Below are 14,318 nucleotides of genomic sequence, written 5' to 3'. Positions count from 1 at the left end.
GGAGAGTTACCGCATCACGAACGGATTCGCCGGCACGTCCGTCGCGGTCGAGATCCAGACGCTTTTCGTCTCCTGATATTCGCGCACCGCGTCGATGCCGCTCTCGCGGCCGACGCCGGAGAACTTCATGCCGCCGAACGGCATCATGTAGCTGATGGCGCGGTAGGTGTTCACCCACACCGTGCCGGCGCGCAGCTGCTTAGGCACGCGGATGGCGCGCGCCAGATCCTTGGTCCAGATGCCGGCGGCAAGGCCGTAGATCGTGTCGTTGGCGATGCGGATGGCGTCTTCCTCGGTGTCGAAGGAGATGATCGACAGCACCGGCCCGAACACCTCCTCGCGGGCGATCCGCATGGTGTTGTCGACATCGGTGAAGATGGTCGGTTCGACGAACTGGCCGCCCTTGATGCCCTCGCCGGAGGCCGGCTTGCCGCCGAGCAGGCAGCGCGCGCCTTCGGCTTTCGCGATATCGATGTAGTCGAGCACCTTCTTGTACTGCGCGGGCGTCGTGATCGGGCCGACATTGGTGTCGGCTTGCATGGGATCGCCGATCTTGGCGGATTTTGCCAGCTCCAGCACGCGCGCGACGAACTTCTCCTTGATCGAGCTCTGCACCAGCAGGCGCGATCCGGCGATGCAGGTCTGGCCGGTGGCGGCGAAGATGCCGGAGATCGCGCCGGCCGCAGCCGCGGTCAGGTCGGCATCCTCGAACACGATGTTGGGGGACTTGCCGCCGAGCTCGAGCGAGACCCGCTTCAGGCTCTTGGCCGCGGTCTCGTAGACCTTTGCACCGGTGGTGTCCGATCCGGTGAAGGTGATCTTGGCGACGCCGGGATGGGCGATCAGCGCGGAGCCTGCCTCGGGCCCGAAGCCGGTCACCACGTTGAAGATGCCGTCGGGAATTCCGGCTTCCTTGGTCAGCGCCGCGAACTCCAGCGTGCTGGCCGAGGTGAATTCCGAGGGCTTCACGACCACGGCGCAGCCGGCGGCGAGCGCTGCGGCGCATTTCCAGGCGACGAACAGCAGCGGCGAATTCCAGGCGGTCAGCGCCGCGACGACGCCGACCGGCTCATGCGTCGTGTAGGCGAAGGTGTCCGCCTTGTCGATCGGCACCAGGCCGCCCTCGAGCTTGTCGACCAGGCCGCCGAAATACCACCACCACTCCGGATGGTAGCGCAGCTGGCCCAGCATCTCGGCCATCAGCTTGCCGTTGTCGCGCACCTCGATCTCGGCGAGACGCTCCGCGTGGGCCGCGACGAGGTCGCCGAGCTTGCGCATCACCTTGCCGCGCGCGGACGCCGTCATCTTCGCCCATGGGCCGCGCCACATCGCCTCATTGGCGGCTTTCACCGCCTTGTCGGCATCGGCCGCCGAGCCGCGCGGAATTTTGGCCCAGGCCTCGCCGCGATAGGGATCGATGCTGTCGAACCACTCGCCATTGGCGGGGTCGACATACTGGCCGTTGATGTAGAGCTGATAGGTCTTCATGAGATCCTCCCGCAAGGCGATGGGTCTGGTTGGTGAAACCGTATCACGCATTTCGCGAGGCCGTCATAACGCAGCCGCGTGAATGGGTTGCAGTCGGGCAGGGCGCGTCAGCCGCGCGGCGCGCTCGGCTGCGGTGATCGCGAGGTTGGCAAGACTGGCGCCGGCCTGTCAACGAGGGCTAGTCAGGACGCGCGTGCCGCGGCCCGCCGTGCACGGCGCGCGGCGCGGCGGCGCTGGGTCCAGAGTCTCGCGCGGTCGAGATAGAGATAGACCACCGGGGTGGTGTAGAGCGTCAGGATCTGGCTCAGGATCAGGCCGCCGAAGATCGCGATGCCGAGCGGCTGGCGCAGCTCGCTGCCTTCGCCGAGGCCGATCATCAGCGGCACCGCGCCGAACAGCGCAGCGAGCGTCGTCATCATGATCGGGCGGAACCGCATCAGGCAGGCTTGGTAGATCGCATCGCGCGACGACAGCCCGCGCTGGCGTTCGGCATCGAGCGCGAAGTCGATCATCATGATCGCGTTCTTCTTGACGATGCCGACCAGGAGGATCACGCCGATCATGCCGATGATGTCGAAATCGGTGTGCGACAGCATCAGTGCCGCCACTGCGCCGACGCCGGCCGAGGGCAAAGTGGAGAGGATGGTCAGCGGGTGGACGTAGCTCTCGTAGAGCATGCCGAGCGAGATGTAGATCGTCGCGAGTGCTGCGAGAATCAGGAACAGCTCGTTCGCCAGCGCCTGCTGGAAGATCTTTGCGGAGCCGGCGAATCCGCCGGAAATGCCCGCCGGCATGCCGAGCGTGTGCATTGCGTTCTCGATCGTGGTGGTTGCGGTGCTGAGCGAGACGCCCGGCGGCAGGTTGAACGAGATGGTGCTGGCGACCAGCAAATCCTGGTGATTCACCGCAAGCGGCGTCTCGCCATGCTCGAAGCGGGCGACGCTCGACAGCGGGATCATCGTCTCGGCGCTGGTCGAGACCGCGGTTCCGGTCGAGGCGACGCCCTTGCCGGTGGCGCCGATCGAGTTGGTCGCCTGATTGCGCACCACATTGGCGGCGACCGCGCTGATCGAGCTCTTCTGCGACGACGAGGCCACCGTGCCGGCCACCGCATTGGTGCTCTGCGTGCCGGTCGCCGATCCGCCCGCAGTCGAGATGTAGACCTCCTTCAGGGTCTGCGGGTCCTGCGAGAAGCGCGGCGCGACCTCCATGATCACGTGATACTGGTTGCGCGCGACGAAGATGGTCGAGACTTGGCGCTGCCCGAACGCGTCATAGAGCGTGTTGTCGAGCTGGCTGACCGTGATCCCGAGCCGCGAGGCGGCGTCGCGATCGATGACCAGATTGGCTTGCAGCGCCTTGTTCTGCTGGTCGGTGTTGACGTCGGCGAGCGTCGGCTCTTTCTGCAGCGCGGCGACGAGCTTGGGCGTCCACTCGTTCAGCTCCTCGAAGGTCGAGCCCTTCAGCGTGTATTGATAGGCCGCATTGCCCGAGCGCCCTCCGGCGCCGAGATCGCCGATCGATTGCAGGAACAGGGTGGCGCCCGCCACCTTTGCCAAGGGATCGCGCAGCCGCTCGATCACCTTGTCGGCGCGCAGCTTGCGTTCGTCCATCGGCTTCAGCGACGCGAACACGGTGCCGGTGTTGGTGCCGCCCGGACCCACGCCGCCGCCGCCGGTGAAGCCGACGGCGGTATCGACCGCCGGATCCGATTTCACGATGTCGATGAACTGGGTCAGCTTCTGCTGCATCAGCTGGAACGAGGTGCTCTGGTCGGCCTGGATCGAGCCGATCAGCAGGCCGGTATCCTGTTGCGGAACGAAGCCCTTGGGCACCACCGTGTAGAGGTGCACGTTCAGATAGAGCGTGCAGCCCAGGATCAGCATCACCAGCAGCGGATGCCGCAGCGCGAGGCCGAGCGTCGTGCGGTAGCCGCTCAGCATCAGCTCGAAGGCGCGCTCGTTGATCCGGTAGATCCAGCCATGCGGCTGGCCTTCCTCCTTGCGCAGCAGCACCGCGCACATCATCGGCGTCGTCGTCAGCGAGACCACCAGCGAGATCACGATCGCGATGGTGATGGTCATGGCGAATTCGCGGAACAGGCGGCCGACCAGGCCGCCCATCAGCAGGATCGGCACGAACACCGCGATCAGCGACACGCTCATCGACAGCACGGTGAAGCCGACCTCGCGGGTGCCGACCAGCGTCGCCTCCAGCCGCGACATCCCGGCATCCAAGTGACGGGCGATGTTCTCCAGCACCACGATGGCGTCATCGACCACGAAACCGGTCGCCACCGTCAGCGCCATCAGCGAGAAGATGTCGAGCGTGTAGCCCAGCAAATACATCACGGCAAAGGTCGCGATCAGCGACACGCCGACCGCCACCACAGGCACCAGTGTCGCCCGCGCATTGCGCAGGAAGGCGAACACGACCAGGATCACCAGGGCGACGGCGATCAGGAGCGTGATCTCGACGTCGTGCAGCGAGGCCCGGATCGTCTTCGAGCGGTCCATCGCCAGGGTGATGTCGATCGCGGGCGAAACCGAGGCCCTGAGCTGCGGCATCAGCCCTTTCACGCTGTCGACCATCTTGATGATGTTGGCGCCCGATTGCCGGTACACGATCATCACGACGGCCGGCTTGCCGTTGGACAGGCCGAGCGTGCGCACATTCTCCACGGAATCGATGACGTCGCCGACATCGGTCAGGCGTACCGCCGCGCCGTTGCGATAGGCGACGACGAGCGGCTTGTAGTCGGCGGCCTTCCGCGCCTGGTCGTTGGCGTAGATCTGGTAGCGCTGGTCGCCGACGTCGATGCCGCCCTTCGGGCTGTGCGCGTTGGCGCTCGACAGCGCGGCGCGGACGTCCTCGAGCCCGATGCCGTATTTGTAGAGCGCCGGCGGGATCAGCTCGACGCGCACCGCGGGCAGCGAGCCGCCGCCGACCGAGACTTCGCCGACGCCCTCGACCTGCGACAGCTTCTGGGCCAGCACGGTCGAGGCGGCGTCATAGAGCTCGGCCGGCGTCAGCGTGTCCGAGGTCAGGGTGTAGATCAGGATCGGCGCCGAGGCCGGGTTGAACTTGCGGTAGGTGGGGTTGGCGCGCAGGTTGGTCGGCAGGTCGGCGCGCGCGGCGTTGATCGCCGCCTGCACGTCGCGCGCGGCGCCGTTGATGTCGCGGTCGATGTCGAACTGCAGCGTGACGCGGGCAGAGCCGAGCGAAGACGTCGACGTCATTTCGGTGACGCTCGCGATCTGGCCCAGATGACGCTCGAGCGGGCTCGCCACGGTGGAAGCGACGTCGGCCGGGCTGGCGCCGGGCAGGGTCGCCTGCACCATGATGGTCGGGATGTCGACGTCGGGCAGCGGCGACACCGGCAGCTTGAAGAACGCAATGATCCCCGCCACCACCAGTCCAAGGGACAGCAGCGTGGTGCCGACCGGCCGGCGGATAAAGGGGGCGGAGAGGTTCATTGCATCAGTGTCGATGTTCGCGGATCAGCTTCTATCTGTCCGTGCCGCGATGCAAAAGCTTAAATGTCACAGGCCGCCGCCATGCGCCCGCCGCGATTGATCGGCTCGCAACAGAGGCCCAACGACGGCCGTATTCTTGGTCGTATCGTTCTCGACCAGGCGGACGCGGACTACTTCGCCGCATTCTGGCTCGCGCTGACAAAGTAGAAATCCTCGCTTCCCGGAACCGAACCGTAGCTGAAGGGCTGCTGGCGCCGATCCGTGGCCGCCATGACGTCGTCGCGCACGAGGTCGAACAGTTTGCGGATCTCGATCCGCGGCGTCTGCATGCGCTTGATCAGGGCGGTCACGAACGGGCTGTGGCCGCCGTCGCCGTCGAGCGCGACCTGGCCGTGCTTGGCGGCGTAGACCACGAGCGTGCCGCTGTCGGGCTCGACCTGGGCCAACCCCCTGCCGATCGAGCGTGACGCGACGGTTCGCTTGATCTGGTTGGCGAACGGATTGTCGCGGCAGGCATCGAGAATGACGAGATGCAGCTTGCGCGCGCCTTCGGTGGCGCCCATCACCTGGGTCAGGGCGACGGCCTCGAACGACACGTCGCGGTCGGTTGCGAGTTTGGCGTCGACCGGCACCAGATAGTTCTCGCCCGCCATCTCCATGCCGTGCCCGGCATAGTAGATCACGGCCCAGTCGGCGCCGTCAGCCGCGTTGGCGAATGATTTGAGGGCTTCGACCAGGCTGTCCCGCGAGGCGTCTGTGACGAGACGGACATCCTGAAAGCCCACCGCGCGCAGCGTGTCGGCAATCGCCGCGGCGTCCTGGCCGGGATTCGGCAGCACCGGGACGGAGCGATATTTCGAATTGCCCACGACCAAGGCGACGCGCCGTTCGCTCGTTGCCTTCGGGCCTGCGCCGATCGGCGGGACCGGAACGGCCGCGGCGGGCGCGGGGGCAGGATTGGCCGGGCCAGGTTTGGCCGCGCCGTGATCGGCGACGACGCTCTTCTCCATGGTGGCGACCTGATTCAACCGTTGCAGGCCTTCCCTGGCGACGCGCTGGCCCTGGGTGCGATCGAGCTGATCGAGGCCGATGACATCGAGCGCGTGCCGGAAGTCGGCGCGCGCACCCTCGATATCGCCCTTCTTCTCGTCGGCGAGACCTCGCCGTGCGTAATTCAGCGCACCCTGTGCATTCAGCTGCGTGGCGTGGTCGTAGTCGCGCATGGCCTGGTCGAGCTCGCCTCTGCTGGCGAGCGTGAGGCCACGGAGCGAGTAGAACTCGGCTTGCCCGTCCTGGATGCCGATCGCGCGTTCGATGTCGCGCGCCGCATTGTCGAGATCGCCGGCGCTGATCTCGACCACCGCCCGGCAATAATAGGGGCCGGCTGCGCGCGGCGCGAGCTTGATCGCATCCTGGCAATGCAGCGCCGCGAGCCGGTCCTTGCCGCTGAAATCATAGACCAGCGCGCGATTGACATAGGCGTACCACGAGTTGGGATCGAGCTCGATGGACTTGCCGTAATCGGCCAACGCGCGATCATAGTCCCCGATGGCGACGAACAGCTCGGCGCGATTGTTGAACCAGCCGGCGCTGAACGGACCGGCAGGCTTGAGCCGGATAGCCTGATCGAAGTCGCTCAGCGCGCGGTCATAGGCCTGGTTCTGCAGATAGACCTTCGCACGCTGGCCGTAGGAAGGCGCAAACGACGGATTGATCGCGATCGACTGGTCGTAGTCCGCCTTGGCTTTCTCCAGATCGCCCTTGTTATGCCAGGCCAGCGCCCGGTTGTAATAGGTGATCGCGAGGTCGCGTCCCCTCGGATTGGCCGCGATCAGGCGGGTGCAGGCGGGAATCGCGAGCTCCGGGTGCGGATCCTTGGCGTCGCACGCCGCACCATCCTCTCTCAGACCGGCATGAGATGGTGAGTTCAGCAGCAACAGCAGGCCGAGTGCGGCGAGCTTCAGCAATGAGGGGCGCATTCCGGTCATTCCATTCCAGCGACCGGAAATTGAGACCACAATATTGTTCGCGCCGTGGCAAAATTCCGCGAACCGGTTCCTCGATGCGCAAGATCGACGCCAATGGCGCGTCCGCGCTCAAGCCGAATCGTGCCCGTCCGCCGCACGCGCATCGCGATGCAGCGTCGTGCCCGCATCATGCAGCATCACCGCCAGCTGATGCAGCGGCTGATCGCGAAAGCCCTGCTTCTCGATCGCCGCGACGGTCGAGAGCACATAGTCGCGGTTGTTGCCGGAGCGGCCGTGGCCCTGCTGCACCAGGCGCAGTTGTTCGGAGAGCGACAGCCGTCCGGCATATTGCACATGGCCGCGATCGACCACATAGGCCAGCGCGGAGACGCGATCGCGCGCCGCATTCTCCAGCCACACCGAGCGCATCACCTCGCGATAGACGTTGGTGGTCTGCTCGCGCGCCCGCAGATAAGCGATGGTGTCGTGGCGCAGCCGGGCGGCGACGCGGAAGGCGATGCCGCGGCAGGCCCCGCCACGGTCGAGGCCGAGCACCAGGCCCGGCTTCTCCGGCGTGCCGCGGTGGTCGAACGAATAGACGCAGAGCGCGCGATGCTCGCCGATCAGCCGCGCCGGCACCTGCTCCAGGAACTCGAAGCCCGGTTTCCACATCAGCGAGCCGTAGCCGAACACCCAGAGGTCGCCGTCGGTTTCGGAATGGGGAGGATTTGCTGACATCGCGCAGATGGGCTAGCAGAACACGCCGTCGAAGCGAAGCAGATTCCGTGATGTTTCCACGGGTTACGCAAGAGTTACGCAAAGGTTGCGCAAGCGGTGCGTAAGGGTTGCCCGCGGCTTGCTGCCGCTTCGATTTTGACAAATTCGACCGCCAAAGGACGCCGCATGTCCGATTTGACCTCCGCCCCCCGCCGTCGCTCGCGCTTCGGCCTTTATGCCGTCCCTGTCGTGGTCCTGATCGCCGCGGTGCTCTGGAGCGGCTTCTGGTTCTTTGCCGCCTCGCAGGTCGGCGTGCAGGCGGATGCCTGGCGTGGGCAGGAGGCGAAGGCCGGCCGGGTCTATGATTGCGACAAGCGCTCGGTCGCGGGTTATCCGTTCCGGCTCGAAATCCGCTGCGAGCAGCCCAGCGTGATGCTGGTGTCGCAGACCGCCTCGCCGCAAATGTCGTTCGTGGCGCGGCTCGCCGAGATCCTGGTCGTGGCGCAGATCTATGATCCCAAGCTCGTGATCGCGGAGTTCAAGGGTCCGGCCACGATCGCCGAGCGCAACGCGCAGCCGACATTGTCGGTGAACTGGAGCCTTGGACGCTCGAGCGTGGTCGGCCTGCCGGCGGTGCCGCAGCGCGCCTCGCTGGTATTCGACAATCTCGCCATCGACCGCACCGGCGGTCCCGCGCCGACACCGCTGATGCGCGTCAATCACATCGAACTGCACGGCAGGCAGGTCGACGGCTCGGCGCCGGACAGCCCCGCGATCGAGACAGTGCTGCAGATCGCCGGCGGCACCCTGCAGGACGTGCATCCGCTGCTCACCCAGCCGTTCAACGCCGACATCCATGCGCGGCTGAACGGCCTGAAGGATTTTTCACCCAAGCCGTGGCCGGATCGTTTCCGCGAGATCCAGGCGGCCGGCGGCAGCGTCGAGATCCAGCAGTCGCGGATCGAGCAGGGCGACGTCCTGTCGGTCGCGGCCGGCACGCTCCGCCTCAACGCCCAAGGTCGCATCGAGGGCGAGCTGCAGATGACGGTCGCCGGCCTCGAGCGCGTCATCCCTGCGCTCGGCATCGACAAGATGCTGGAGGAGGGCGTGCCGCAGTCCACGCTCGACCGCGTCGCACCGGGCGTGAAGAGCCAGGACCTCAGCAATCTGTTCGGCGCGCTGGATCGCGCCATCCCCGGCCTCGGCAAGGTGATCAAGCAGAACGCCAATGCCGGCATCTCCGCCGGCATCAATTCGCTCGGCACCGAGGCGACGCTCGAAGGCAAGAAGGCGCGTAGCTTCCCGCTGCGCTTCGCCGACGGCGCTGTGTTTTTGGGACCGCTGAAAGTCGCGCAGATTCCGCCGCTGTTCTGAGCGGTGTTTCGTAGGGCGGGTTAGACGAAGCCGTAACCCGCCGTTGTTCATCGCCCCGCTGTGCGGCGGATTACGCCACGCTAATCCGCCCTACGCACCTGCGCATCGTTAGGAATGCTCAAACGGGCCGACTTCGCGAATCACCTTGCAGATCTGCAGGAAGCCACTGGCATAGAATTCGGCATGTCCGCGCTGCATGGTTTCGACATGGTCCGGATGATGGCGCCAGGTCTCAAGCGCCTCTTCCGAGGTGAAGCGAAACAGGGTGAGCTTCTCGCCGTCCGCCGCCTTGAACGATTTCACCGACAGGAATCCCGGAAGGCGGCTGACGATCTCGTACATGCGTTCGCCCAGCCGGCCGTATTCGTCGAGCGAGGCGTCATCCCGCAACTTCAGGTCGCCGACCACAATGACTTCACCGATCATGTTGCTGTCCTTCGTCCTTCGAATGTCCATGGCAGCCTGAAGCAGGCCCCGAACGACAATTCGATCTCGCGACCGGTGTTGTTACACGTCCGCCATCATTCTCCGCGGGTTGAGAGGCGAATTGTGCTGCGCAAAATCCACCCGCCGCACTGCATCGACACCTTAATCCCTCGCGCGCGATATCGTCCGTCGCGGCAAAACATTCCTGCCGCCGCGATGAGAAAAACGTGACCGGAATATTGCGGGCCGCCGCGAATATCAGTCCCCGAATACCGCTCTCTCTGGCCTGAGGAAACAACCTCGCGTGGGAGAGAAGCGATGCGAATTCTCGGGGGAATTCTGCTCGGCAGCATGCTGCTGTCGACTGGTTCTGCGTTTGCGGAAGACGATGCGTCGGAGCTGAAGGCGTTGAAGGCACGCCTCAAGCAGCTCGAACAGAAAATGGAAGTGCAGGCGCGCAAGGAGGAGGCGCTGGCGGCAAGACAGAGCGCAATGCAGAACACGCACATGGCGGCCAAGGCGCCGGTGCCGTTCGATCCCTGCGCGTCGGGCAAGCTCTGCTACAAGGGCGTCACCTTCACCTTCGGCGGCTGGGTCGATCTCACCGGCATCTATCGGACCCGCAATCTCGCCTCCGACACCGGCTCCGTCTACGCCTTCATTCCGTTCCCGCAGAGCAAGAACTTCAACACCGGCGAGTCGCGCTTCTCGGCGCGGCAGACCCGCTTCTCGGTGCTTGCGGAAGCCGAAATATTCGCCAACACCCGCGTCGCCGGCTACGGCGAAATGGATTTCGAAGGCGCGGCGCAGACCGCGAACTCGGTCGCCACCAACTCGTTCAACCCGCGGCTGCGTCAGGCCAGCGTCGAGGTCAGCCGCACCGATCTCGGCCTGCACGTGCTTGCCGGTCAGAGCTGGTCGCTGAATGCGCCGAGCAAGTCCGGCATCGATCCGCGCGGGGTCGATGCGCCCGGCGTGATCGATTTCGAATCGGTGCCCGGCTTCCTCGCGGCGCGGCAGCCCGGCATTCGCGTCTGGCAGGACATCGGGCCCGAATTCAAGCTCGCGGTGTCGGCGGAAAATCCGCAGACGTCGTTCTTCGGCGGCAACACGCCGCTGGTCGGCACGCCCGCGGCCGGTCCGCAGGGCGTGCTCAACCCGAACCTCCTGGTCAACCTCACCGGGCCGGGCGGCAGCTTCTTCAACAATGCCAACAATGTCAGCCTCAATCACGTGCCTGATTTCACCGTGAAGGGTGCGTGGGATCCGCGGCTTGGGCCCTACAAGCTGCATGTCGAGGGCTGGGCGATGTATCGCGACTTCTACGATCGCTTCAACTTCGCCAATCACGACGTCAACACGGTGAGCTTCGGCGGGCATTTCTCGGCGGAGATCGTGCCGAAGCTGCTGGAGTTGCAGGGCTCCGCGTCGCACGGCGCGCTCGGCCGCTTCACCGCCGCGCCGTTCCCGGATGCGACGGTGCGCCAGGACGGCTCGATCCAGCCACTGCCGATCACGGCGTTCCTGCTCGGCACGGTCTGGCACACGACGCCGTCGCTCGATCTCTATGCCTATGCCGGCCTCGAGAAGACCAAGGCGACGTTCTCCAATGTCGGCACGGTGCCGTTCGGCTACGGCAACCCGCTCTACAACAATCTCGGCTGCAACATCGAGAACTCGCCGGCGGCGACCTGCAACGGCAACACCTCGGAGGTCAGGCAGTACACCGCCGGCTTCTACGACACGATCTTCAAGGGTGATTACGGAGCGATCAAGGCCGGCGTGCAGTATTCCTATAACCAGCGCTTCGCCTTCCAAGGTGTCGGCGGCGCGCCGAAGACCGACGACCACATCATCATGACCCAGATCCGCTACTACCCGTTCTAGGATGTGATGTGACTTTACTCCGGGTCGAGCCGCGGACGCCGTTCCACCTCGCCCCGCGTGCGGGGAGAGGTCGGATTGCATCGGCGATGCAATCCAGGTGAGGGGGAGCCTCCGCAAGCGCAGCTATCACCGTATGTGCGGTGACGGCCCCTTACCGCAACCCTCTCCCCGCAAGAACGGGGAGAGGGGGCGGAGCGTAGCGCCGTCGCTATTCGACCTAATCTCATCACGTTCTGGAGCGCCTCGGGCCATCGAGCTGGAAAGGACACTACAAATGAGGATCGTGAGCAGAAAGGAGAGGGCCGTGATCGCCCGCGAACTGATGATGGTCAGCCGCGCCGCGCATGTGTTGCAGCGAACCGGTCTGGCGATGGCCGGTGCGATGGCCGGCACCTTCGTCGCCGCCCAGCTCGCGAAGGGGCACATCGCTTTCTTCGGTACACTTGCCTTCATCGTGACGACGATCGTGATCGGTGCCGTCGGCTTCTATCTCGGCATCGATATTCCAAGGCCGGCCTTGCGCGCCACGGGGCGCATCGATGCCGTCGAGGTCATGAGCGCCGGCGGCGTCTTCCTCGCCGCGCTGGCTGCGCTGGTGTCGGTCTATGGCATCGTATTCGACGAGATTCCGCCGCGCGCCTGGGAGTTCGTGATCGGCTCGTGGTGGTTCGGCGGCGACGTCATGCTGGCAACCGCCGGCCTCGTCGGCCGCCAGCGGCTGACCCAGAAGATTGCGCCGATATCGGCGGCGGGGCCGATCCGGGATCAACGGTTGCGACGGTGAGGTTCGGCGCGGTGGTTGTTTGATCGTCATGCCCGGGCTTGTCCCGGGCATCCACGTCTTGGGTTTCCAACGTGAAGAAAGACGTGGATGGCCGGGCATAGGCGAGCGGAAGCGACGCTGTTCTTCGAACGGCTAAGCCCGGCCATGACGGCCAGGAATCGAAAACGCTCTAGCCGCCCCAGCCGAAGCGGTAGTTGAAGCCCACCTTGACGGTATGCTCGTCGTCCCTGAACCGGACGCCGACGATCGTGGCGGGGCCGCCGGCGAAGGTGGTGTTGCCGAAGTTGTAGTACTGATATTCGGCCTTCGCGGACCAGTTCCGCGCGAACATGTATTCGAGACCGCCGCCGAGGGTGAAGCCGCTCCGGTGACTGCCATTGGTTGCAACGACCACCGGAATTCCGCTGGAGCCGGCGCCGATATTGAGGTTGTCGCGGACGGCGTAACCGCCCTTGGTGTAGAGGAGCGCCGGGCCCCAGGCGTAGCCGAGCCGGCCGGTGATCGAGCCAAGCTGATTGCTCGTTACCAGGGTGCCTGCCGGAAGGGTCGAGCCTTTGCCACCGTTGCCGGTGAGCCCGCTAAACTGAACCTCGGCACCGATCACCCAGTTCGATGCGAACTGGTAGTCGAAGCCACCCTGCAAGCCGCCCAGGAACCGGACCTTGTCCCCGTCCAAGCTGTTGTTGCCCGCGAAGGCACCACCGACGTGGCCGCCGATATAGAAGCCGGTCCAGTTATAGACCGCCTCCGGCGCCGTATAGGCCGGCGCCTTCGGATAGGTTCGCGCCGGAAGATCGGCCGCGAACGCGGGAGCCGCGCAGGCGATACCAGCGACCGCACCGAGCAGAAGCTTTTTCATGAGGTTGGTTTCTCGTTGTTGTGGTTGTGTGGCGAATCCGGTGGACCGTCGTTCATGCGCGCGTGTCTTGTGGGCGACTTGCGCATTGAAGGGTCGTCCTGCCCCGCTTCTGACCTATGACCTTGGGGCCGGCTCAAGCGGTTTATCGCCAGCCGCGCCGAAAAAGGCCTTGAGCCGGACCTAAGGTCACACCGTAAGGTACGGGCGAAAGGGCCTCCGTCGATGAACGAGCCGAGAGACAAAGCCGACAAGGACGTTTTGCTGACCGCGGCAGAGTGCGCCGCCCGCATCGGTCTCACGGTACGCGGACTTCGGCTCTATGAGAGCCGCGGCCTGATTTCGCCGCGCCGCACGGCGAAGAGTTGGCGGCTCTATGGGGCTGCGGAGATCAGCCGGCTGCACGAGATCCTCGCGCTAAAGCGAATGGGGCTCAGCCTGGCGCAGATCGCCAAGCTTCTCGAAGGCCGCGCGATCGACCTCGACCGAATCCTGGCCATGCAACAATCGTCGATCCTTCAACTGCGCAACCGCGCCGATGAAGGCCTTGCGCTGGTGAATGTGGCGCGTTTGAAGCTTTCTGCCGGCGGATCGCTCTCGATCGCCGACCTCATTGCGCTGGCCAAAGAGACCAACATGGCCGAAGCATCGTTCGATGCCGTCGCGCAACGGCGCTACGAACAGGCCCGGCCCCGCGCTGCGATTCAGATCGATCCCGGCGTGATGGAGCGCTACGTCGGTCATTTTCGGTTTCAGACCGGCGGGCAGGTGGTGACGATCACGCGCGATGGCGGTCATCTGTTCGCGAAGCCGCTCGGACAGTTCGCCTCGGAAATATATCCCGAAAGCGAGCACACGTTTTTTCTCAAGACCACGGCGGCGCAGATTACCTTCGCCGTCGAGCCGGATGGAATCGCGAACGCCCTCACGCTTCATCAAGGCGGGTTGAAGCATAATGCGACCCGGATCGACGACCGGCAGGCCCAAGATGCGGCGGCCGCGTTGGCAAAGAAGATAGATAACAAGACGCCGTCGCCGGGAACCGAGGAGGCGATCCGCCGCCTGATCGTCCAGCACCAGCAAGGTGCCGTCGACTACGCCGGCATGAGCGACCTCATGGCGGCAGTGGCCCGCGAGCAGGCTCCGGCGATCATCGCCGCGCTGGATCTGGCCGGGAGCATGCAAACGATTCGCTTCAAGGGCGTCGGGCGAGACGGTTGGGATGTCTATGACGTCAACTTCGCCAATGTCGACATGGAATGGCGGATCATTTTGGCATCCGACGGAAAGATCGATGGCGTGTTGCTTCGGTCGCTACCTTGACCAGACGCGATGAAGCGGCG

Annotated in this window: 10 protein-coding genes; 4 read left to right on the top strand and 6 right to left on the bottom strand. The window is 65.1% G+C overall.

The window, feature by feature from the left end; translation table 11 throughout:
* Window positions 1-6 precede the first annotated feature (6 nt).
* The 4 genes from AC066Y_RS00925 to AC066Y_RS00910 form a co-directional block, all read right to left on the bottom strand.
* Window positions 7-1,488: an aldehyde dehydrogenase gene (locus tag AC066Y_RS00925; RefSeq protein ID WP_478272259.1), complete on the bottom strand. Its 1,482-nt coding sequence runs from the start codon at window positions 1,486-1,488 to the stop codon at window positions 7-9.
* A gap of 182 nt (window positions 1,489-1,670) precedes the next feature.
* Window positions 1,671-4,964: an efflux RND transporter permease subunit gene (locus AC066Y_RS00920; RefSeq protein ID WP_478272258.1), complete on the bottom strand. Its 3,294-nt coding sequence runs from the start codon at window positions 4,962-4,964 to the stop codon at window positions 1,671-1,673.
* Window positions 4,965-5,134: 170 nt separating this feature from the next.
* Window positions 5,135-6,943 carry a caspase family protein gene (locus AC066Y_RS00915; protein WP_478272257.1) on the bottom strand — a complete coding sequence of 603 codons (1,809 nt, stop codon included), beginning with the start codon at window positions 6,941-6,943 and terminating at the stop codon, window positions 5,135-5,137.
* A gap of 117 nt (window positions 6,944-7,060) precedes the next feature.
* On the bottom strand, window positions 7,061-7,669 hold the full coding sequence (locus AC066Y_RS00910) for a gamma-glutamylcyclotransferase (protein ID WP_478272256.1): 609 nt from the start codon (window positions 7,667-7,669) through the stop codon (window positions 7,061-7,063).
* A 165-nt stretch (window positions 7,670-7,834) separates the two neighbouring features.
* On the opposite strand from AC066Y_RS00910, the gene AC066Y_RS00905 reads away from it, so the two are divergent.
* Window positions 7,835-9,022 (top strand): DUF2125 domain-containing protein, encoded by a 1,188-nt coding sequence (locus tag AC066Y_RS00905; RefSeq protein WP_478272255.1) that lies wholly within the window; start codon window positions 7,835-7,837, stop codon window positions 9,020-9,022.
* 108 nt (window positions 9,023-9,130) lie between these two features.
* Here the strand turns inward: AC066Y_RS00905 and AC066Y_RS00900 are convergent, their stop codons facing one another.
* Window positions 9,131-9,448: an antibiotic biosynthesis monooxygenase family protein gene (locus AC066Y_RS00900; protein ID WP_478272254.1), complete on the bottom strand. Its 318-nt coding sequence runs from the start codon at window positions 9,446-9,448 to the stop codon at window positions 9,131-9,133.
* 318 nt (window positions 9,449-9,766) lie between these two features.
* Between AC066Y_RS00900 and AC066Y_RS00895 the strand changes: the two genes are divergently transcribed.
* Both AC066Y_RS00895 and AC066Y_RS00890 read left to right on the top strand, forming a co-directional pair.
* A complete protein-coding gene (locus AC066Y_RS00895; protein WP_478272253.1) occupies window positions 9,767-11,335 on the top strand; it encodes a hypothetical protein in 1,569 nt (522 codons plus the stop codon).
* Between the two features lie 304 nt (window positions 11,336-11,639).
* Window positions 11,640-12,119 carry a hypothetical protein gene (locus tag AC066Y_RS00890; RefSeq protein WP_478272252.1) on the top strand — a complete coding sequence of 160 codons (480 nt, stop codon included), beginning with the start codon at window positions 11,640-11,642 and terminating at the stop codon, window positions 12,117-12,119.
* A 169-nt stretch (window positions 12,120-12,288) separates the two neighbouring features.
* Here AC066Y_RS00890 and AC066Y_RS00885 read toward each other — a convergent pair whose 3' ends face one another.
* On the bottom strand, window positions 12,289-12,978 hold the full coding sequence (locus AC066Y_RS00885) for an outer membrane protein (RefSeq protein WP_478272251.1): 690 nt from the start codon (window positions 12,976-12,978) through the stop codon (window positions 12,289-12,291).
* Window positions 12,979-13,200: 222 nt separating this feature from the next.
* Between AC066Y_RS00885 and AC066Y_RS00880 the strand changes: the two genes are divergently transcribed.
* Window positions 13,201-14,298, top strand: a complete 1,098-nt coding sequence (locus tag AC066Y_RS00880) for a MerR family transcriptional regulator (protein WP_478272250.1) — start codon at window positions 13,201-13,203, stop codon at window positions 14,296-14,298.
* The last annotated feature ends 20 nt before the right edge of the window (window positions 14,299-14,318 follow it).

This window comes from Bradyrhizobium sp. USDA3010, assembly GCF_056429065.1.
The sequence above is the reverse complement of the archived record's forward strand: the minus strand, read 5'-3'. Positions and strand labels throughout refer to the sequence as shown.